This is a genomic window from Brachyspira hampsonii, from assembly GCF_002214805.1.
Taxonomy (GTDB): domain Bacteria; phylum Spirochaetota; class Brachyspiria; order Brachyspirales; family Brachyspiraceae; genus Brachyspira; species Brachyspira hampsonii.
Genome location: NZ_CP019914.1, coordinates 2245609 through 2265918, shown reverse-complemented (window position 1 = coordinate 2265918; position 20310 = coordinate 2245609). Strand labels below are relative to the sequence as shown.

Here is a 20310-nt window from a genome sequence, read left to right as displayed (position 1 = left end):
ATATGGCAAACTCTGAAATTGAAATAAAAGCATATATAAAAGATTTTGACTCTGTTTTAAATTTTTTAAGAAATAATGCTAAGTTCAAAAAAAAGTATTTCAAAAAAGATATTTACTATGCAAAAGAAAATGACATAAAAGAAAAAAATATAAAAACTAGCGACTGTATAAGACTTAGAATAGAACATGGCGGATATACTTTCTGTACAAAAGAAAGAAACTTAATTGAAGGTGTAGAAGTTAATGAAGAAATAGAAATTAAAGTCAGCAAGAAAAAAGCAAGATTTATTATTAACTTCCTATCAAAACTTCAAAAATATAAAGAGTATGTAAAAAAAGAAAAAAAAGGTTATGCCTTTATATATAAAAATGCTTTAGTAGAAATTTCAAAAATAAAAAATTTAGACAACTTTATAGAAATAGAGTTTTTAAACTCAAATGAAACTGTAGAAAATCAAATAATTCAATTAAAATCCATATTAAATGAAATAGGCATAGATAAAAACTGTATAGAAACAGAACCATATATAAATCTGCTTGCTGAAAAAAAATAACTTTATAATTTGTAATTTATTGAAAAAATGATTTTTTCATATATAATGTTTGCTTATTTATAAAAAATTGGAAATCATTATGAAAAAGCTATTATATATTATAATATTCATTTTATTTACTTTGCCTATTTATTCACAAAATACAGAAAATGAAAATTCTTTAGAAAACAAAATGAATGAATACAGAGAAAATACAAAAATAAAATGGAGATATAATCCATTTAGAAACTTTGAAACAGACAGATATTTATACGGCTGGCTTGATCCTAATGTTTATAACAGTAAATTTTGGTTCGGTGATATTTTAAATATAAAAGAGATGTATAATAAAGGTAATTATGATTTTGATTCTGTATTAATATTTCATCAGCCTACATTAGCAACAGAGGCATCTCCAATAGCATTTGAATATAATAATGATCATAGATTCAGAATAGGTGTAGGTTATTTGACTCAATTTTTCTTATCAGCCTACCCTAAAGGATATGACAGATATTATGGAATAAGTTTGATGTATGGTACTCATATGCAAGTTGAAGCGTATTTTGATTATATTTATAAAAATAAATTAAGATTCAGATTTACGCCTCTAAGACATACTTGTTCTCATATAAGCGGAGATATATTAGGAGACAGCGAATTATACAATAAAGATGAAGAAGAATTTAGAGATGTTGGTTTTGAACAGATGCATTTTTCTCTGCACTATAATTGGGGTTGGTTTACTTTTTACGGAGGAACTGCATTTGCTATAACAGGATTCAAAAAATCAAACTTTGTCAATTTGTTTAATATGTATTTCGGAACAGATTTTAGATTTCCTATATGGGGAGAAATAAGTTTAATAACAGGAATATATTTAGCTGGAAATTATGATGAGATTAATACTATAAATAGAAAAAAAAGAGGAGAAGGATATCCTGTTATTGACAGCTATCAAAAACTATATCCTAATATAGCTGTAGGAGTTGGTTTTGAAATTTACAGAATAGTTTTTGCATTTAAATATGAATATTTGAGATCAAGACAATTATATGCTTACAAAAAAATGGAAAATAAAATCGGAATGGAAGTAAGTATATTTTTATAATAATTAATTATTAGTAAGATTTTTTATATTGTAATATTTGATAAAAAAAGTAAAATAATATTATGAAAAGAATTTTTATACTATTGTTATTTTTTATAATTATTTCAAAAATATCATACTCTTATGAATTAAGATTATATTTTTCAAGAAGCTATATATATGATGATATGCTTTATGTTGATGTAAGGACTCATTATGAAAATGAAATTTATCAGAATATCAAAAAATATATAGATAATGGAATAATATTGTTTATCAACTATAGGATTGATTTAATAAAAAAGAATTTGTTTATTAATGATAATGTAAGAGAAATATATATATACAGAAAATTATATTATGACTTTTTCACTAAAGAGTATGTAGTTTTAAACTCCGAAACTATGAGAGAAACTAGAAATTCTGATTTAGAAATATTAATTAAAAATATTTATCAGATAAATAGAATAGAAGTAATTAATGTAAATAAACTAAATAAAAATAATAAATACATATTTAAAACTAGATTATCCATGCAGTTTCAAAATGCATATCCTTATTTATCAGCATTTTTTAATATAATAACGCCTATACAATATAGAATAAAATGGTTAAAATCTAATGAATTCAGTATTAAAGAATTATATTATAATAACATGTAACTATTATTTATAATGAAAAATCCGATTTATATTAATATTATAATTAATGAAAATAATTATACAAAGAATAATAAAAAAATTTTTAAGATTATAGGTGATTATATGCGTTTTTGTATTAGTATTTTAATTATTTCATTACTATTTAATGTACCCGCTTTCAATCAGGAAAACAGCAGACTTGAAATAATAAAATGGGCTAACCATTATATGAATAAAAAATATAAATACAATCAAAGCGATACTATTACTAATCCTTTTACAAAAGAAAAAAAGAAAGTTAATTTTGACTGTTCCGGATTTGTGGCGGCTGTATATTGGACTGCTATTGAAAATCCATCTATTAAACTTCAAGGCTCAACAGAAAATATATATTATATTTTATCTAAAAAAAATAAAATATATAAAAATGTTATGCCTAATAAGGGAGATATAATATTTTTTGATGGAACTACAAATCCAAATAAAAAGCTAACACATTCAGGAATTATTATAAATGTAGATGAAGATGAAACTATAACATATATTCATTCATCTACAAGTAAAGGTCCTATTTTAGGATATATGAATTTAAAATATCCTGATTTAGCAAGAAAAGACGGAAAACAAATAAATAGCTATCTTAGAAGAGGAGATGCTCCTTATTCACTAGCTTCTCATTGTTTTAACAGTTATGGCACTGTATTAGAAAAACCAAATTAATATAAATAATAATATTGTAAATTGCCTTGACTTTTTATTAATATTTTATAAAATAACTTACTATATATAAGAGTGTATTATGCGTTTTTATATTATTATACTATCATTATTTATGATGTTGTTTAATTCAGTATCATTTACTCAAACTTACGGATATGATAAAGAATATCAAAAACAGTTGGAAGAAAAAGGAGTTGCAATAAATGATACTCAAAAGCAAAAAGTTAGAAATGATATAAATAAATGGGCTAACTTTTATTTGAATAAACATTACAAATATAATGAAAAAGCTACATTGACACACCCTACTTCCAAAGAGAAAAAAACATTTCGCTTTGACTGTTCAGGTTATGTAGCAGCGGTTTATTGGGCTTCTAACATAGCGGTATTTGAAAAGCAGGCTATTTTAGATTCCGGCGGAGTAAAAACTATATATACTACTTTGTCAAAATACAAAAAAATTTATAAAGATATTTTGCCGAATGTAGGAGATATAATAATGTTTGATAAAACTACATCTGATGATAAAAAACTTACGCATGCAGGTATAGTAACAGAAGTTGATAAAGAAGATGAAACTGTAACATATATTCATGCTTCTACTAGTAAAGGACTTATAGTTGGATATATGAATTTAAAATACCCTGATTTGGCTAAAAAAGATGGGAAAACAATAAACAGCTATCTTAAAAGAGGCGGAGGAGTTGATGCTTTAGCTTCTCATTGTTTTAATAGTTATGGTACTATCTTGGATATACCTGAATAATAAAATTTGTAAATATTTGATATTTTATTAATATTTATTTATATATAAAAAGTTAAAATAAGTTTGGAGAATACATGAGTAGTAAAAGAAATAATAGAAGACAATCTATGCCTCAATCCGGAGGCGGCGGAAATCAAATTATAATCATACTTCTTCTTACAATGGTAGTTGTAATGGCTATAATGTACTTTCAAAAAACACCGCAGGTAAAAGCTCAGGAATGGGATTATTCTACAGTTGTACAAAAAGTTAAAGAAGGTGTCGTTAAAGAAGTTACTATAGTTGATCAAAACATAAGAAATGGTAAAGCTATAGAAACTGTTAATGGAAAAATAACAGAGATAAACTTCTATTCTTATATACCTTTTACCGCAAGCGGTTTTGTTAACCTACTTATAGATAACAATGTAAAAGTAAGAGGAGAGGCAGAAAAACCTAGTTATTTAAGTCTTATACTTGTTAACTTACTGCCTATACTTTTAATAGGGTTTTTGCTTTGGTTTTTTATGTTTAGGCAGGTTCAGGGCTCTAATAATAGAGCTATGAGCTTTGGTAAAAGCAGAGCAAGACTTCTTACTAAAGAAGATGTAAAAGTTACCTTCAAAGATGTTGAAGGCTGTAAAGAAGCTAAAGAAGAATTGCAGGAAGTTGTACAATTCTTAAAAGATGCAAGTAAATTCACAAAATTAGGTGCTAAAATACCTAAAGGAGTACTTTTGGTAGGCCCTCCGGGTACAGGTAAAACCTTACTTGCTAAAGCTGTTGCAGGTGAGGCTAATGTTCCATTCTTTAGTATGTCTGGTTCTGAGTTTGTTGAGATGTTTGTAGGAGTTGGTGCTTCAAGGGTAAGAGATTTATTTGAACAGGGGAAGAGGTCTGCTCCTTGTATTATATTTATAGATGAGCTTGATGCTGTAGGAAGAACTAGAGGTGCAGGATACGGCGGCGGTCATGATGAAAGAGAGCAGACATTAAACCAAATGCTTGTTGAAATGGACGGTTTTAATACTGATACTAGAATAATAATATTTGCTGCTACTAACAGACCTGATGTACTTGACCCTGCTTTGCTTCGTCCGGGAAGATTTGACAGACAAGTTGTTGTTGATTTACCGGATGTTAAAGGAAGAGAAGGAATATTTAAAGTGCATGTTTCAAAAATACAGCATGATCCTTCTATAGACTTGTATCATTTAGCAAGAGCTACTCCTGGTTTTTCAGGAGCTGATATTGCTAATATGGTTAACGAAGCTGCTTTAATTGCTGCTAGAAACGATAAATCAAGAGTAGAGCTTTCTGACTTTGAAGAGGCAAGAGATAAAGTTATGATGGGACCTGAAAGAAGAAGTATTTTGATAAGTGAAAAAGAAAAATTAAATACAGCTTATCATGAGGCAGGACATACTTTAATGGCAGTTCTTCTTCAAAATACTGATGCCTTGCATAAAGTTACTATAGTTCCTAGAGGAAGAAGTTTAGGTGCTACTTGGACATTGCCTCCTGACGGAAGATATACTCTTCAAAGAAAAAAAGCTATTGATGAAATGTCTTTACTTCTTGGGGGACGAGTTGCTGAAGAGTTCAAATTCGGTGAAGATTCTGTTACTACTGGTGCTTCTAATGATATAGAAAGAGTTACTGAGCTTGCAAGAAGAATGGTATGCGAATGGGGTATGAGCAGATTAGGACCTATATCATTCGGACAAAAAGAACAGCCTATATTTTTGGGTAAAGAAATAGCAAGACATAAAGACTACAGCGAAGAGACTGCTCAGAAAATAGATGAAGAAGTTCATAAGTTTGTAATGAAAGCATACGAAAGAACTAAAAAATTAATAGCTGAAAATGCTGATAAGTTTGAGGCTTTATCAAGAGAATTATTTGAAAAAGAATCTCTCGATATAGAAGATATAGAGAGAATATGCGAAGTAAAATTGGATAAAGTTAAAGACAAATTAGTTTATGCTGGTAAAGACCCTAAAAGGGGCACTGATGAGCTTGAAGATCCTTCTGCATATCAAGAGGGAGAAGTAAAAAGTGTTAAAGAAGAAGTATTTAATACTCCTCTTAAAGTGAAAGCAGAAAGCAAAGAAGAAGTAAAATCAATAAAAAAATCTAGCGTGAAAAAGGTACCTTCTTCTAAAAAGAAAAAAACAACAGAAGAATAAAAACAAATATTTATCAATATAAAAGCCATAGTATAAAAATTACTATGGCTTTTTTGATTGCTTAAAAACTATTAATGATTACAAATAAAAGAATTAATTTTTTTTATTAATCTATTCTACCCGCCCACCCACCCCTAAATCTATTTTTTCACTAAACAAAATTAAAAAACTAGAAGCACTAATTTAATAAGCACTTCTAGTTTACTTTTACAAAAACAATATTCTAATTTTTATAAGAATTAATTTTTTATTATATCACTATAAGATTTAAAACCATAAGAAGGCTCAGCACTTTTTACAGCATTATTAATAGCTCTTCCCATAACTATAGCAGCAAGAGTTCCAACAGAATCTAAACTAGCATTAATATCACCAACACTCATAGCATAAATACTGTCGCCGTCTACTGTAGTATGCACTGGTTTTATAGCCCTAGCAAAGCCGTTATGTGCCATAGAAGCTATTTTTCCCATTTGCGACTTTGTAAACTTGGCATTGGTAATTACAGCTCCTATTGTGGTATTTGTAACTATATTATTTTTAGAAGTGAAAGATAAATTATTATTCTGCGTTATTTTTATAAGCTCCTCTTCAGAACTTCTAAATCCGTCTTTATTTTCATTAAGAAGCCCCGCAATCATTTTACCGCTATCATAATCATAAATATCACCAAAAGCATTAACAGATACTATAGCACCAACTTTCACATCATCAACCTGAACTGCATAAAAACCAAGTCCGGATTTCATAGCATAATCAGCACCTAGTATTTTTCCGACACTAGCACCTGTACCTGCTCCGTAATTTCCCATTTTTGGATTATTATTCTGAGCATTAACACAAGCCTCATAAGCCATATTAATATCAGGACGAACTCTATAATCACCAACACGCAAATCAAATATACAAGACTGACAAACCAAAGGCACCTTTGTAACTCCTACATCAAAACCAATATTTCTCTCTTCTAAATACTTCATAACACCGCCTGAAGCATCAAGCCCAAAAGCACTTCCTCCGCTTAAAAGTACAGCATGTATAACTTCAGCGGAAGCAAATGGTTTTGTAAGTTCGCTTTCTCTAGAAGCAGGACCTCCTCCCCTAACATCTAAACCTGTAACTGCCCCTCTTTCACATATTATAACTGTACAGCCTGTTGCTGCATCTTTATTTTGAGCATTTCCTATTTTAATATTTTCTATATCTGTTATTTTTATCTCTCTCATAATTTTATCCTATTTTATTTGTTATTATATTTATAAAACAAAACAAAAAGAAATGCAAATTTAAAATAATTTGTATAATTAGGTATTACATATTATGATAACTAAATCTTCTCAATTATGAGAAATTTTAAAAAACTCAATACTTTTTTCTAAAAAATTTGCTTTTTCAACTAAACTTTTTGATATCTCACTTGAGTTTTCAGCCAAAGCAGCATTTTGGGTAGTAGCAGTTTCCATATTATTAACTTCGGTGCTTATCTGATTAGTTCCAGACTGCTGTTCTAAAGCATTTGAAGTGATATCTTCCATCAGCTTTGAAGTTTCTAATACTTTGTTTTGAAGTTTTGAGAATATATCCTGCGATTGCTTAGCAGTTTGTGTTGCTATATCTATTTTACTTGAGGTACTATCAACCAATGCTGTAATATCCTTTACAGAAGCCTGAGTAGTTTGAGCCAAATTTCTCACTTCAGAAGCAACAACAGCAAATCCCCTACCATGATCTCCAGCACGTGCTGCCTCTACGGAAGCATTAAGAGCAAGTATATTCGTTTGAAATGCTATATCTTCAATAATCTTTGTAATATCTTTTATTTTCTCACTTGATTGATGAACATCTTCTATATTTGAAGCAGTTTGTGATATAATGTTCGCAGCATCTTCAATAAATGTAATAGACTCAGACATCATATCCTTACCATGTATGGAATTCTCAGCTGAAATTTTGATATTAGAAACCATTTCTTCAATGCTGGCTGCAGTTTCTTCCAGACTATATGACTGGGTGTCGGTTCTTGATGATAATTCGCTGCTGCTTTCCATCATATTTTTAGCTGCAGTCATTATCTCCTTAGAAGCATTATTAACATTATAAACAACCTCCGCCAATCTACCACTCATAATGTCAAAAACTCTTTCTAATTCTCCAAACTCATCTTTTCCATAATTGTTTTTAGTATTAACAGCAATATTACCTTCAGATATACTAGTAGCATGCTCCATCAAAACTTTAAGAGGGTGAGTAACTTTTTTAATGTAAAGAAAAGCAAATATATTGATAAAAATGATAGATAAAATACATATAATAACAGATATCATTATAGAATCATTATTAGCCTTGTAAATAATTTTATCATCCATAGCCATAATTAAATACCAAGATAAATTTTGAAGTTTACTGTAAACTGCAGTTCTAGGATCATGACTTACGGAAGATATATAATTCATAACTCCTGATAATAAACCGCTATTTATAATTTCTCCATAAGCCTCATTCGCTTTAGTATTAATTTCGTTTTTACTGTCAAGTAAAACAGTTTCTTCATCATCAATAGCAAATATTCTAGTTCTTTCCGGCAATTTTAATTCCTGAAGTTTTACGGCAAGCTCCTCCCAATCCAAAATCATATATATATTTCCTATATATTCCCCATTATAATTAACACCGCAAATAGCAGCTAATGACCATTTATTATCAGCACTTGATCTTTGTATACTATCATCAAAAGAGGCTTTATTATTATTATTTTTTAATATATTTAAAATATTAGGTCTTACCGTTGTGATATTTTCACCTATTTTTACATTATTAACATTGTCTAAAACTATTCCATTAGTATCTGTAACGCCTACATCAAGCACATATTCATTAATAGCTTCAAACTCTGTAAGCGTACTTCTAATATCTACATTTCTGTTTAAAAGATAATTTCTTACTATAGGAGATACAGAATAAGTTTCTATCAAATTCCTATTATCATCAAGCCAAACATCAAGCATGTCTTTATAACCATTGACTGTATTATTAAAACCATTCAATGTGGCATCTTTAACTATTAAATGGGATCTGTATGATAGTATAATAACTATTAAAACTAGAAATACTGTACTTAAAATACTTATAGCTATAGGCATTTTTACTCTAATGGAATGTATTTTTTTCATAATATTTTCCTTATATGATATTTTATCTTTATAAATAATAATAAATAATAGAATTTTTACAAAAAAGCAGTAAAAACAATATTCTAATAGAAGTAAATATTTTTGATTATTTTAGGTAATTATTATAAATTATAATCATATAAAGTCAAATAAAAATATATTTTTTTACCTTTATAGCATATAAAGTAAATTTTTTAAATAATTTTATATAAGGACTAAAAAATAATGATTTATATATATATATTATTATAACTTTATATTTCATTATACAAAAATTATTATTAAATTACGATTAAAGTAAGAATATATTAATTATATCAGTCGCTTCTTCCTAAGGATATACCTAAAACTAATCCAATAGAAAGATCCGAAAAATTATATTTATTATATATATTGTTGCCTAAATTGCTATTAACAACATCAGTTTTGTACTGCATACCAAAATTATACATCATATAGCCTCCAAGAGTAACAGCAAAATTAGGAACTAAATATATAAATCCTTCAACAGTAAGTTTTATATAAGGCATTATAGGAGCTTTAAAAAGATTTCTCATATCATTAACATTCCAATTATCTAAATCATTAGGTGCCGCCATAACCCCTCCGTATTTACTTGAAGAAACAACAGCATATAAAGGAGCTATTATTCCAGTACCTAATCCTATAGACATTTTACTGAAATTTAATTTAACAGTTGCCCCAACCAGCATAGAATAAAATCCAAGTATCTCTGTATATTTTCTATTATTTTCTTTATAATCAGACATCAAAGCATTAATACTAAAACCAATATCTCCAAATAAACTCACACCTTTAATAATGCTTGTATAATCATCTTCAAATAATTTAAAGTAATTTCCAATTTGAAAAAATATAGCTCCTTCAAAACCTAAAGTACCATCAACACTGTCATAAATAGTGTTCTTATAATTATCATTTACTTTTATAGAATTAAAAGGAAAAGCAATTCCATAATGTCCTTGAAAATTTATCTCTAAACTAGCAAATGCACTATATGTAATAGTAATAATTAAAATATTTACAAATAAAAAATATTTAATTATTTTCATAAGTATCACTCCAATTATTAATATATTAAACTATAATTATTTTATTTCAATACATAAATTATCAGTATAATATCCATTAACTATAGAATATTTTGGAAATTCAAAACATATAATTATAGATTCTCCGTCCGGCAAATTTTGTATTTTTTCATTTTTTATATAAAATGTAGCCTCTGACATTCCTCCTGAAACTAAAAGATTAACTATCAAACCATCTGGTTTAATTGATATAGGATTATTATTATAATTTTTAAACAAAAAATATTGACCAATTTGTGCATAACTCATACTATCAGGCTTGTGTTTTATATACCATCTTATAGGTGCTAAATCAGATTTTATGGGGATCACCAAATTAAGAACATTATTAACAATAAATGAATCACCATCAAATACAATATCCTGATTATCTTTCAATATTACAGCAGAACTATTTCTATAATTTATAACAAATTGTTCATCAACTTTTTTTGATTCTAAAGCTTTTTTAGCAGAATCCGTAATTAAACTAATTAATGGAACAACAATAATTGCAGTTACTATACTTAATCCAACCAGAATTCCAACAGCAGCCATTATCCCTTCTGCTATACCTGTTACTATTGTACCTAATGCTTGAAATATGGGACCAAATCCAGCTCTTGCTTGAAATTGTCCATTATTAGTAATATGATTATTAATTGAATTTAATATGAATAAACTATTCATCATTATATTAAGATTATAATTTTCATCTTTATCTAAATTAAAATTTTCTTTATAATTTTTTATATCATTTTTTAGTTCTATACCGGATATTAACTCCATTGTATCATTCATATAAAATGTAACATCAATATTATTATATTTAACTAAATCCATTTTTACCAATCCTTTTATTATGGTACTATTTTTATAAAAACTAATTGTTTCAGGAAATATTTTTTTATTTTTATATCTCATTAAAACAGAAGTATTATTTTTTAATATTACAGAAACTAAATACTCATTATCATTTTATTTTTCTGAAAAAATTACCATATCTTCAATATCTTTAAAAAATATACACATAATATTTGTTTTATTTTCTACAGAGGTATAATTACTATCTAAATACATAAAATTAATATCTTCATAAATAGAAGGAGTTTCTGGAGTGCTTGGAGTTTCTGGAGTGCTTGGATAATATACCGAGTATTCATGTTTTGTACATGCTGATAAATTGAATAATGTTAAAATAATCATAAAAATACATATTAACTTCATAAATTACCTCAAAATTAATAATATTAAGTACGATTAGTATTATAAATAAATAAATAAATATGAAATTACCATTATTTAATAATTATTGTATAATAAAAAGAATTATAGTTCATATTTAAATAAAAAAAGCTGCCCAACTAATTAAAGTCAGACAGCTTATATATTTAATATTAAATAAAGTTATTATTTAATAATTTGATCAGCTATACCTAATAGAGCCTGAATTTTTGGTGAGAAAGCTACTATTGCACCAGCAAATACAACACTTATCAAGCTCATTAATTTGATAAGAATGTTGATTGAAGGTCCGGAAGTATCTTTGAATGGGTCACCAACGGTATCACCTATAACAGCAGCAGCATGGTTAGGGTTAGTAATTTTTTCTCCAGTTTTTGGATCTATGATTTTTTTACCGCCCAAATTACCAGCTTCAATGTATTTTTTAGCATTATCCCAAGCACCGCCAGCATTAGACATCATAACAGCCATAGCAAATCCGGCAGTCAAACCGCCTACCAACATACCTATAACAGCAGGTACTCCGAATAAGAAACCAACTACAACAGGTACTATTATAGCAAGTACAGAAGGAACAATCATCTCTTTTTGAGCTGATTTAGTACAGATTTGAACAGCTTTTTCATAATCAGCTTTTACACCTTTTTCACCAGCAAGTAAGCCTTTAATTTCTCTAAACTGTCTTCTAACTTCTTCTACAACGCCTGCAGCAGCGCGTCCTACAGCTTTCATAGTTAAAGCACAGAAGAAGAATACTAACATAGCACCGATAAATATACCTATTAATACTTTAGGGTTCATCAAGTGAATATTGAAAGCATTCATAAACTCATTCATACCTAAACTATAAACAACTTTATCATATAATTCTTTAGCACTGTTAGCAGTATATTGAACAGTACCTATATCTATAGAAGTAAGGTTGCCTGTATTAATCATTCTTCCTAAAGAAGTTTTAATTTCTTCGATATAAGCAGCAATCAAAGCCATAGCAGTCAAAGCAGCAGAACATATAGCAAAACCTTTACCAGTAGCAGCAGTAGTGTTACCCAAAGAGTCTAAAGCATCAGTTCTTTCTCTAACGCTTTCTGGAAGACCAGACATTTCAGCATTACCGCCTGCATTGTCAGCTATAGGTCCGTAAGCATCAGTAGCTAATGTGATACCTAAAGTAGATAACATACCAACAGAAGCTAAAGCGATACCGTATAAACCTTGAGAGAAAGAAGAAGCTTCAGAACCGAAACCGCCTGCAAAACCAAATGCTAACATTATAGAAATAACAACTGTAACAACAGGTATTAAAGTAGACTGCATACCTACAGCAAGTCCGCCTATAATAACAGTAGCAGGACCTGTTTTAGATTGTTCAGCTACCCATTGAGTAGGTCTGTATTCAGCTGCAGTATAGTATTCTGTGAAGAAACCAACAACATTACCAGCTATAAGTCCTACAATGATAGAAACGAATAATCCTAAATTGTTTGGAAGAAGTGTTTTTACAAGTAAGAAAGATACTACTATAATAATAGCACTGCTCACATAAACACCAACTCTTAAAGATTTTAATAATTCTCCCATAGTAGCACCTTCTTTAGTTTTAACGAAGAATACACCTATTATAGAAGAAAGAGTACCAATAGCAGCAAGTATCATAGGAAGAGATACAGCATATATTGGGCTTACATCAGGGTTAATATATCCAAAAGCGGCAGAACCTAAACTCATAGCAGCAAGTATAGAACCTGCATAAGATTCGTAAAGGTCAGCACCCATACCAGCAACATCACCTACATTGTCACCCACATTGTCAGCTATAACTGCAGGGTTTCTAGGGTCATCTTCAGGTATTCCAGCTTCAACTTTACCAACCAAGTCAGCACCAACATCGGCAGCTTTAGTAAATATACCGCCTCCAACACGAGCAAATAATGCTTGGAAAGAAGCACCTACACCAAAGCTAAGCATTGTAGTAGTTACAAAGTGCATTTTAGCAGCAGTATATTCAGCAGTACCTTTAGCTATGCCTGTAGCAGCTAAATTTAAAAAGTCTGTACCGAATAAACTATTATCAAGCCAAACATTTAATACTATAAACCATAATGATATGTCGAACAAAGCAAGACCTACAACAGTAAGTCCCATAACTGCACCGGAACGGAAAGCTATTGTTAAACCTTCATTTAAAGATTTACTAGCAGCATTAGCAGTTCTAGCAGATGCATAAGTAGCAGTTTTCATACCCAAGAAACCAGAAAGAGTTGAGAAAAAACCGCCTGTTAAAAAACCTATAGGAATGAAAGGGTTTTGCACTTTTAATGCATAAGAAAGAATAGCAAAAATAATGAAAGCTCCGGCAAAGAAGAAAGCTATAACCTTATATTGCTGCTTAAGATAAGCTATAGCACCAGAACGAACATGCGAAGCTATTTCTTTCATAGTTTCATTACCTTCGTCCTGCTTACGCATCCATTTATAAAAATAGAATGCGAAAGCTAATGTGAGTATTGCCGCTGATATTGTAAAAAAGCGGACATTTTCAGCTAATATTTCATAATTCATACACATACCCTATTTTTTAAATTTTGTTAGTTTTTGTACAGTTATTGATTATAACTCAAATTCGATAAATTGTCAATTGATTTTTACAGTATTTTTCATACATACCAGACCTATATAAAATTTTATTTTAATATGATATAGACTTACATTTTATTTAAATATGAAATATAAATATATTATTAGAAAATTAATTATACAATTAATAATAGATCATAAAAATAAAAAAGGCTCAACTACATTAATGTAATCAAGCCTCAATTTCATTTTATAAAATTATAATTAATAATTAAATTAATTAGGATTTTTCAAGTTACAGTCCTCTGAATAAACTCTTCCTTCATCATAATATAAAGGCATCTTATCTGCTCTATATGTTTGAAAAGGTAAACCTAATCTAAATAAAACATTTTTAGTATTTTTTCCTACTTCAATAATCGTTCCAATATTGGCATATGTAATTAATAAATTCTGATAATTTTCTCCTGTAAAATCTACATCTGACATAGTTCTAGAATATAAAGAAGTATCTCTATACTCATAAACTTTTTGAGCGGTATAATTACCATGTGTACCTGTTATTTTGTATTCTACATATCTCGAACCATTAGGATTAGTTACTTCATCTCCCTGATTATCAAACATACCTAAATTACCATTAGCAAGTAAAAATAAAGCATGCTGATTTTTAGGTCCATCATTCATTCCATCATCTTTTACCCTATAAGCATCTAGGGATTTTAAATCTTTAAAATATGTATTATATGGTAACCCAACTGTAGCTAATGTTTCATCAGCCATCCACCATATTAATTTCCATTCACTATAATCTATTGCCAATACTCCTCTATGTCTTGAAGACACATAAAGAATATCAGTAGAAGAATCATAAACTAATGAATTAGCATGAAACCAATCTATAGATTTTTGCTGCCCGCTTACATTATATATATTATTTACATCTTCCCCAAATACTATTTGATTGAATATATTTGCATCATTAGGATATGTTTTTAAGTCTAATGCATTTTGTATTAATTTTCCAAAACTTAATTCTCTTACTTTAGAACCCGAACTATTCATTTCTACTAATTTATCCTCTGATCCCCAAGTTGAATCGGATAAATAAATATAATTATTATTAACTTTTATAACATCATGATGAGATGAAGTTGGATATTTTATAATTCTATTACATAGTAAACCGTATAATCCAGCGTTTGGATCTCCTCCATTCTGATTATCAAAAAATGATATTTTTTTATTATTTTATATATACTTTTGAAAAGTATGAAGTAATTGTGTTGATATACCTTATATATCCATTATCAGATATACCTAATGTACCTTTCAAATACCAACCACTATAAGAAATACTACTAACAAAATATAAATTTGGATTATTAGGATATTTTTCTTCCGGTAAATTATTAATCTCAACATCATATTTTTTTTGTATTCCATCTGGTAAAGATCCTACATAAACATTTTTAGTTATAATTCTTCCGCTATCATTAATTTCAATAGTATTCATAGATTCTGGAAACATACCATGTATTTCAAACTCTCTGCCGTAACCTGCAGGGTAAGTATGTATTATATCAGGTTCTCCATACAAGCCTTTTACTTTTACTGTTACAGGAGTAGTATTAACTGTTTCAGTAGTATAAACTGCTGATAACGGTGTCACACCATAAGGATTAACAGTTATTCCAATTGAATTATTAAAAGGATTTGTTATTTTATCTTTACAAGATAAAATAAATAAACTTATAATCAATAAAATAATAAATAATAGTTTTTTCATATAATTCTCCTAAAATATTTATATTAATTATTTTTCATACAAGATATTAATAAATAGTGTTTTTTTATATTGATGAAGATAATATTATGGGAATATGTTTTTATAGCTAAAAAATAAAGATTGATTTTATTAAAAAATAGAAATATTAGTGTTGTGTTGTGTTGTGTTGTGTTGTGTTGTGTTGTGTTGTGTTGTGTTGTGTTGTGTTGTGTTGTGTTGTGTTGTGTTGTGTTGTGTTGTGTTGTGTTGTGTTGTGTTGTGTTGTGTTGTGTTGTGTTGTGTTGTGTTGTGTTGTGTTGTGTTGTGTTGTGTTGTGTTGTGTTGTGTTGTGTTGTGTTGTGTTGTCATAAATTAAGCCAAAATTAGATATTTTACCTATTCTATAATCTATTGCTTTATTTGTCAATAATGTTTATATAATTACATAATATTTTTACATAAATTTACTATTACAAAAATAATATTATTGAAAAAAAATAAACTGCTATTATAATGTCAATATTAATGTTAAAAATTTATGGAAAATTATTTTAAAGCTAGGAGTTATCATTATGAAAATACTATTTATACGACATGGGCAAACTCAATTAAATGCTGAAGGAAGATGGCTGGGATCTACAGATGCTCCATTATGCGAAGATGGAAAAAAAGCTTTAAATGATAGAAAAAAAATAATAGATAATTATAAACCTGTAGAGAAATTGTATTGCAGTCCATTAAAAAGATGCTTAGAAACCGCTGATATATACTTTAGTGATATGCAAAAAGAGGTTTTGAATGATTTAAGAGAAAGAAGTTTCGGAGATTTTGAAGGAAAAAATCATGATGAATTAAAAAATAATCCTTATTATAAAGAGTTTTTTAGAACTAATTGGAAAAGCAATGTACCTAATGGAGAAACTTCCGAAAATTTCTTTAGCAGAACAGAAAAAGCATATCTCTATATTATAGAAGATATGAAAAAAAATAATTTAGATTATACTGCTATAGTCAGTCATGGAGGAGTTATTATGTCTATATTCAGCAGATTTGATAAGCAGAAATTGGGATTTTATGATTATCTTTTACAAAATGGATGCGGATATTATACAGAAATAGATGAGAAAAATAATATAAGTATTATAGAAAAGTTATAATTTTACGATGATTATTAGTAATAACTTTTATTGGAATAAGCAACATGAGAATATTATTAATACTGCCTATATCTTTTCTTTTAAATATATTTATCAAAAATGTAAAATTTGATCCTTTTGTTTTTATATCAAGACTTCATTTTATATCAGAAGATTTATTTAGAAAAAAAGGAAATCCTGAAAATAAAATATTGACATATACAGTAGGAATACTATCTTCTTTAATACTCATAGCTATATCTTTTTTAATTCCTTTCTTTCTTTTAATGCTTTTATATAAAGTGCATTTCATACTAGGTCTGATAATTGAGCTTGCTCTATGTTATATGACATTGGGAATTAGAAAACCTTTAGAAATAAGCTCATATATATATCATAGCTTGACTACAAATGATTTAAAAAAGGCAAAATCACTTTTAAAAGAAAATGCAGAAATTGATACTGAAGATATAGAAGAAGAACAAGTAGTAAAAAATACTATAGAATATACTATAATAAGTATTTCAGAAGATTATATATATCCGGCTATATTTTTGTTATTGGGAGGTGCCCCTCTTTGTATAGCCTATAAAGTCATATATGTACTTTCTGAAAGTTCTTCTGATACTATATACATAGATGAAAATAAAAGTAATGATATATTCGGAATATTTAATATCAAATTATGCTATATATTAAATATAATACCTTCATTCTTTACATCTTTAATTAATATTATTACATCTATATTCTTCAGATATGAATATAAAAATGCATTTACGGCATTAAAAAGAGACGGGAAAAATAATAAAGCAAGATTGGAAGCAAGTGTTGCAGGAGCACTCAATATAGAACTTGGAGGAGAATATATAAAAGACGGTGAAATATATGACAGACCACTAGTTGGAGAATACTTAGAAGATTTAAATTCTGAACATATAGAAAAAGCCAATAAACTAATATTAACTTCTGCAATATTTTCTTTGGCTATTTTAATAATAATAAAACTTATATCAATGCTTATATCTTCAGTAATTTTTTAAAAATACATAGGCTTTAAATAATAATTAATCTTTATATTATTTAAATCCTATATATTTAATTTATCCTATAACTATTCATTTTGATATACTGTATTTTTTATAAAATCTTTATCTTTTATATTTGTATAATAAAAAATAAATATAAACAATGCTATTAGTATAATCTGCGAAAAAGGTAAAGCTAGCCATACTCCATTAAGATTAAAAAATAACGGAAGTACTAATATACATAAAGGGCTTACAAATAAAGGGTCTATATAAGTCAAAAGTGCCGAATATCTGCTTTCACCTGAAGAATAAAAATAAGCTGTTCCTAATCTTACTATAGGCTGAAGTATAAATGAAACAGATATTAAAATTAATCCTCTGCTTATAATATCATTAGTATCTATAGAAGCACCGAATAAAATACCAAAATCATTTTTAAATATTAAAATTACACTTAAAATAATTGAAGCAAGTATCAAAGCAAATAATACTCCTTTTTTAAATACTTTTTTCATAAGATCGTTTCTTTGAGCACCTTTAAAATAGCTTATCATAGGCTGACAGCCCTCTGCAATACCTTCAAACAAATATATAACAGATCCGTATATATAGTTTATTACCGAATATGCAGAAGCTGCTGTATATCCTCCGTACTTTATACACTGCCAATTATTAAATATTACTATCAAAGAGGGTGCCATAACCAAACCAAAAGGAGAAAGTCCTATTTGAACGGCTCTTTTTACCATTGATAAGTCAAAATCTGATAGTTTAACTCTATATTTTTTTCTTATAAATAGATAATATAGAGATATTAAGGCAACAATACATTCCGCTATTATTGTAGCAAGTGCTGCCCCAAACATTCCCCATTTAAAAACCATTAAAAATAAATAGTCAAGTATAATGTTTGTTATAAGACCTGCACCCATAAATGCCATAGCATGAATGGTTTTACCTAAATTTCTTATTATAGGCATGCTTCCGTATGATATTATCTGAAAACTGCCTCCTAATATTATCACCGTAATATATTCATCGGCAAGTTTAAATATATTATCCCTAGCACCTAGAAGATATATTAATTTATTTTTTAATAAAATCAAAATAGTAGTTAATATAATACATGCAAGTATTAAAGTAATAAAAGTATTTGATTTAGATTTATTAAATTCTTTTATATTGCCTCCTCCAAGATATGTAGACATTATGACAGAGCCTCCCATACCAAGCATGACAGCACATGCAGCAATTAAAGTACCTATAGGATAAACTAAATTAATAGCAGTAAGCCCATTATCCCCCATAGAATTTCCTACAAAGAAACCATCTACAACTGTATAAAGTCCTCCAAGCATAGTTGAAACTATTGCAGGCATAACATACTTAAAAAAAGATTTTTCCATGTTTTTAGTATTTTGTGTAATATTAATCATGATAAACTCCTTTTAAAAAAAGTCTTATTTCGTACTATTAGTAATTAAGTATTATATACATGTTTATTTATTTGTCAATAGAAAAAGTACGAAAATTTACTTTTTTATTTAGTATTGAAATATTTATATTTTACTGTATCATTAACTATAAATTTAAGGATATATTTTTATGCAAAGAAATGTATTTTATATTTTTATACTTTTTATATATATGATATCTTCTTCATTTTTATTTTTTGATGGTGATAGAAATATAAATTTCATTCCCTACACATCTTTACCTTTAAATATTCAAGAGTTTGTAAATAAATATTTCAATGAATATGAAGTCTATAGTGCAGCAGTTTCTTCACATTATATTGTCATTTTTAAAGGCGGTTCATCAATAAATTTTAATATAAGAGGTGAATGGACTTCTATAATAGGAAACAGAAAAATAATACAAATAAGTACAGCTGAAAAGTTTATTGATGATAAAATCATGAATATAATAAAAAAGAAATATACAAGCATAAATAATATATACAAAAGAAGCAAAGGTTATGAGTTTAAAGTAGATGATAAAGAATATATTTATATAGATTATGAAGGAAATATCATAAAAATAAAAAAAGCTTAAAATAATAAATTAATATATTTTCATTTATTAAATTTTATAAATTTATTTCAAATCCCCGCCCTTTAAATATTAAAATGCCGCTTAGTTATAAATACTTTACTTTTCTTTAAAGATTACAAAGAAAAAGCACGCCCACCCAAGTGTTTTTTAAATTTGCTGCTATAACAGCACGCGGTAAAAGGAATTTCAAATTATGCTAGACACTGTAATAAAAAATAATTTTATTTTTTAAGCAAGTTTAACGCGTGGTATAAAATACAATTATAAAAATAAAATTAACTTTTTAATTACAGTATGAATGAAACTCAATAACTTATGT

At 27.8% G+C, this 20310-nt stretch carries 17 protein-coding genes and 1 pseudogene; 10 read left to right on the top strand and 8 right to left on the bottom strand.

Features of this window, described 5'->3' with window-relative positions; translation table 11 throughout:
- The first annotated feature begins 2 nt into the window (after window positions 1-2).
- From cyaB to ftsH, 6 genes are all read left to right on the top strand, one after another.
- Entirely contained in the window at window positions 3-554 is a 552-nt protein-coding gene (cyaB, locus tag BHAMNSH16_RS09925) for a class IV adenylate cyclase (protein WP_069731434.1), read from the top strand.
- A gap of 79 nt (window positions 555-633) precedes the next feature.
- Entirely contained in the window at window positions 634-1644 is a 1011-nt protein-coding gene (locus BHAMNSH16_RS09920; RefSeq protein WP_069731433.1) for a hypothetical protein, read from the top strand.
- 62 nt (window positions 1645-1706) lie between these two features.
- Window positions 1707-2285, top strand: a complete 579-nt coding sequence (locus tag BHAMNSH16_RS09915) for a DUF4390 domain-containing protein (RefSeq protein ID WP_069731432.1) — start codon at window positions 1707-1709, stop codon at window positions 2283-2285.
- 102 nt (window positions 2286-2387) lie between these two features.
- Complete coding sequence (locus tag BHAMNSH16_RS09910) at window positions 2388-2984, top strand: NlpC/P60 family protein (protein ID WP_069731462.1); 597 nt, start codon at window positions 2388-2390, stop codon at window positions 2982-2984.
- 79 nt (window positions 2985-3063) lie between these two features.
- A complete protein-coding gene (locus BHAMNSH16_RS09905) occupies window positions 3064-3750 on the top strand; it encodes an NlpC/P60 family protein (protein ID WP_008726957.1) in 687 nt (228 codons plus the stop codon).
- Between the two features lie 74 nt (window positions 3751-3824).
- A complete protein-coding gene (gene ftsH, locus BHAMNSH16_RS09900; RefSeq protein ID WP_069731431.1) occupies window positions 3825-5918 on the top strand; it encodes an ATP-dependent zinc metalloprotease FtsH in 2094 nt (697 codons plus the stop codon).
- Between the two features lie 239 nt (window positions 5919-6157).
- Here ftsH and BHAMNSH16_RS09895 read toward each other — a convergent pair whose 3' ends face one another.
- Entirely contained in the window at window positions 6158-7144 is a 987-nt protein-coding gene (locus tag BHAMNSH16_RS09895; RefSeq protein WP_069732223.1) for a P1 family peptidase, read from the bottom strand.
- Here BHAMNSH16_RS09895 and BHAMNSH16_RS14800 point away from each other — a divergent pair.
- Window positions 7104-7208 (top strand): DUF3149 domain-containing protein, encoded by a 105-nt coding sequence (locus BHAMNSH16_RS14800; RefSeq protein WP_083250081.1) that lies wholly within the window; start codon window positions 7104-7106, stop codon window positions 7206-7208. The two genes, BHAMNSH16_RS09895 and BHAMNSH16_RS14800, sit on opposite strands and share 41 nt — an antisense overlap.
- A 47-nt stretch (window positions 7209-7255) precedes the next feature.
- On the opposite strand, the gene BHAMNSH16_RS09885 is transcribed toward BHAMNSH16_RS14800, so the two are convergent.
- The 6 genes and pseudogenes from BHAMNSH16_RS09885 to BHAMNSH16_RS14795 all read right to left on the bottom strand — a co-directional run bounded on the left by BHAMNSH16_RS09885 (window position 7256) and on the right by BHAMNSH16_RS14795 (window position 15790).
- On the bottom strand, window positions 7256-9088 hold the full coding sequence (locus BHAMNSH16_RS09885) for a methyl-accepting chemotaxis protein (RefSeq protein WP_039953829.1): 1833 nt from the start codon (window positions 9086-9088) through the stop codon (window positions 7256-7258).
- Window positions 9089-9405: 317 nt separating this feature from the next.
- Entirely contained in the window at window positions 9406-10161 is a 756-nt protein-coding gene (locus tag BHAMNSH16_RS09880; protein ID WP_069732224.1) for a hypothetical protein, read from the bottom strand.
- Window positions 10162-10197: 36 nt separating this feature from the next.
- A complete protein-coding gene (locus BHAMNSH16_RS09875; protein ID WP_008727713.1) occupies window positions 10198-11022 on the bottom strand; it encodes a hypothetical protein in 825 nt (274 codons plus the stop codon).
- Window positions 11023-11157: 135 nt separating this feature from the next.
- Window positions 11158-11406, bottom strand: coding sequence for a hypothetical protein (locus BHAMNSH16_RS14630; RefSeq protein ID WP_008727712.1), 249 nt, complete (start codon window positions 11404-11406; stop codon window positions 11158-11160).
- A gap of 183 nt (window positions 11407-11589) precedes the next feature.
- Window positions 11590-13986 carry a sodium-translocating pyrophosphatase gene (locus tag BHAMNSH16_RS09870; RefSeq protein WP_008727460.1) on the bottom strand — a complete coding sequence of 799 codons (2397 nt, stop codon included), beginning with the start codon at window positions 13984-13986 and terminating at the stop codon, window positions 11590-11592.
- 291 nt (window positions 13987-14277) lie between these two features.
- Window positions 14278-15790 (bottom strand): annotated as a pseudogene (locus BHAMNSH16_RS14795) (aryl-sulfate sulfotransferase).
- Window positions 15791-16341: 551 nt separating this feature from the next.
- On the opposite strand from BHAMNSH16_RS14795, the gene BHAMNSH16_RS09855 reads away from it, so the two are divergent.
- Together BHAMNSH16_RS09855 and BHAMNSH16_RS09850 are read left to right on the top strand one after the other, a co-directional pair.
- Complete coding sequence (locus BHAMNSH16_RS09855) at window positions 16342-16926, top strand: histidine phosphatase family protein (protein WP_069731671.1); 585 nt, start codon at window positions 16342-16344, stop codon at window positions 16924-16926.
- Window positions 16927-16970: 44 nt separating this feature from the next.
- On the top strand, window positions 16971-17948 hold the full coding sequence (locus tag BHAMNSH16_RS09850) for a cobalamin biosynthesis protein CobD/CbiB (RefSeq protein ID WP_069731670.1): 978 nt from the start codon (window positions 16971-16973) through the stop codon (window positions 17946-17948).
- A gap of 71 nt (window positions 17949-18019) precedes the next feature.
- Here the strand turns inward: BHAMNSH16_RS09850 and BHAMNSH16_RS09845 are convergent, their stop codons facing one another.
- Entirely contained in the window at window positions 18020-19372 is a 1353-nt protein-coding gene (locus tag BHAMNSH16_RS09845; RefSeq protein ID WP_008731890.1) for an MATE family efflux transporter, read from the bottom strand.
- A 169-nt stretch (window positions 19373-19541) separates the two neighbouring features.
- Here BHAMNSH16_RS09845 and BHAMNSH16_RS09840 point away from each other — a divergent pair, with 169 nt between their 5' ends.
- On the top strand, window positions 19542-19991 hold the full coding sequence (locus BHAMNSH16_RS09840) for a PepSY-like domain-containing protein (protein WP_083250052.1): 450 nt from the start codon (window positions 19542-19544) through the stop codon (window positions 19989-19991).
- Window positions 19992-20310: the final 319 nt, after the last annotated feature.

What these genes read in the sequence shown, in the direction of transcription:
- BHAMNSH16_RS14630 (WP_008727712.1), bottom strand. Translation starts at nt 11,406, where the DNA reads ATGAAGTTAATATGTATTTTTATGATTATTTTAACATTATTCAATTTA.
- BHAMNSH16_RS09905 (WP_008726957.1), top strand. Translation starts at nt 3,064, where the DNA reads ATGCGTTTTTATATTATTATACTATCATTATTTATGATGTTGTTTAAT.
- BHAMNSH16_RS09840 (WP_083250052.1), top strand. Translation starts at nt 19,542, where the DNA reads ATGCAAAGAAATGTATTTTATATTTTTATACTTTTTATATATATGATA.
- BHAMNSH16_RS09875 (WP_008727713.1), bottom strand. Translation starts at nt 11,022, where the DNA reads ATGGATTTAGTTAAATATAATAATATTGATGTTACATTTTATATGAAT.
- BHAMNSH16_RS09855 (WP_069731671.1), top strand. Translation starts at nt 16,342, where the DNA reads ATGAAAATACTATTTATACGACATGGGCAAACTCAATTAAATGCTGAA.
- BHAMNSH16_RS09845 (WP_008731890.1), bottom strand. Translation starts at nt 19,372, where the DNA reads ATGATTAATATTACACAAAATACTAAAAACATGGAAAAATCTTTTTTT.
- BHAMNSH16_RS09915 (WP_069731432.1), top strand. Translation starts at nt 1,707, where the DNA reads ATGAAAAGAATTTTTATACTATTGTTATTTTTTATAATTATTTCAAAA.
- BHAMNSH16_RS09880 (WP_069732224.1), bottom strand. Translation starts at nt 10,161, where the DNA reads ATGAAAATAATTAAATATTTTTTATTTGTAAATATTTTAATTATTACT.
- cyaB (WP_069731434.1), top strand. Translation starts at nt 3, where the DNA reads ATGGCAAACTCTGAAATTGAAATAAAAGCATATATAAAAGATTTTGAC.
- BHAMNSH16_RS09850 (WP_069731670.1), top strand. Translation starts at nt 16,971, where the DNA reads ATGAGAATATTATTAATACTGCCTATATCTTTTCTTTTAAATATATTT.
- BHAMNSH16_RS09885 (WP_039953829.1), bottom strand. Translation starts at nt 9,088, where the DNA reads ATGAAAAAAATACATTCCATTAGAGTAAAAATGCCTATAGCTATAAGT.
- BHAMNSH16_RS09910 (WP_069731462.1), top strand. Translation starts at nt 2,388, where the DNA reads ATGCGTTTTTGTATTAGTATTTTAATTATTTCATTACTATTTAATGTA.
- BHAMNSH16_RS09870 (WP_008727460.1), bottom strand. Translation starts at nt 13,986, where the DNA reads ATGAATTATGAAATATTAGCTGAAAATGTCCGCTTTTTTACAATATCA.
- BHAMNSH16_RS09895 (WP_069732223.1), bottom strand. Translation starts at nt 7,144, where the DNA reads ATGAGAGAGATAAAAATAACAGATATAGAAAATATTAAAATAGGAAAT.
- ftsH (WP_069731431.1), top strand. Translation starts at nt 3,825, where the DNA reads ATGAGTAGTAAAAGAAATAATAGAAGACAATCTATGCCTCAATCCGGA.
- BHAMNSH16_RS09920 (WP_069731433.1), top strand. Translation starts at nt 634, where the DNA reads ATGAAAAAGCTATTATATATTATAATATTCATTTTATTTACTTTGCCT.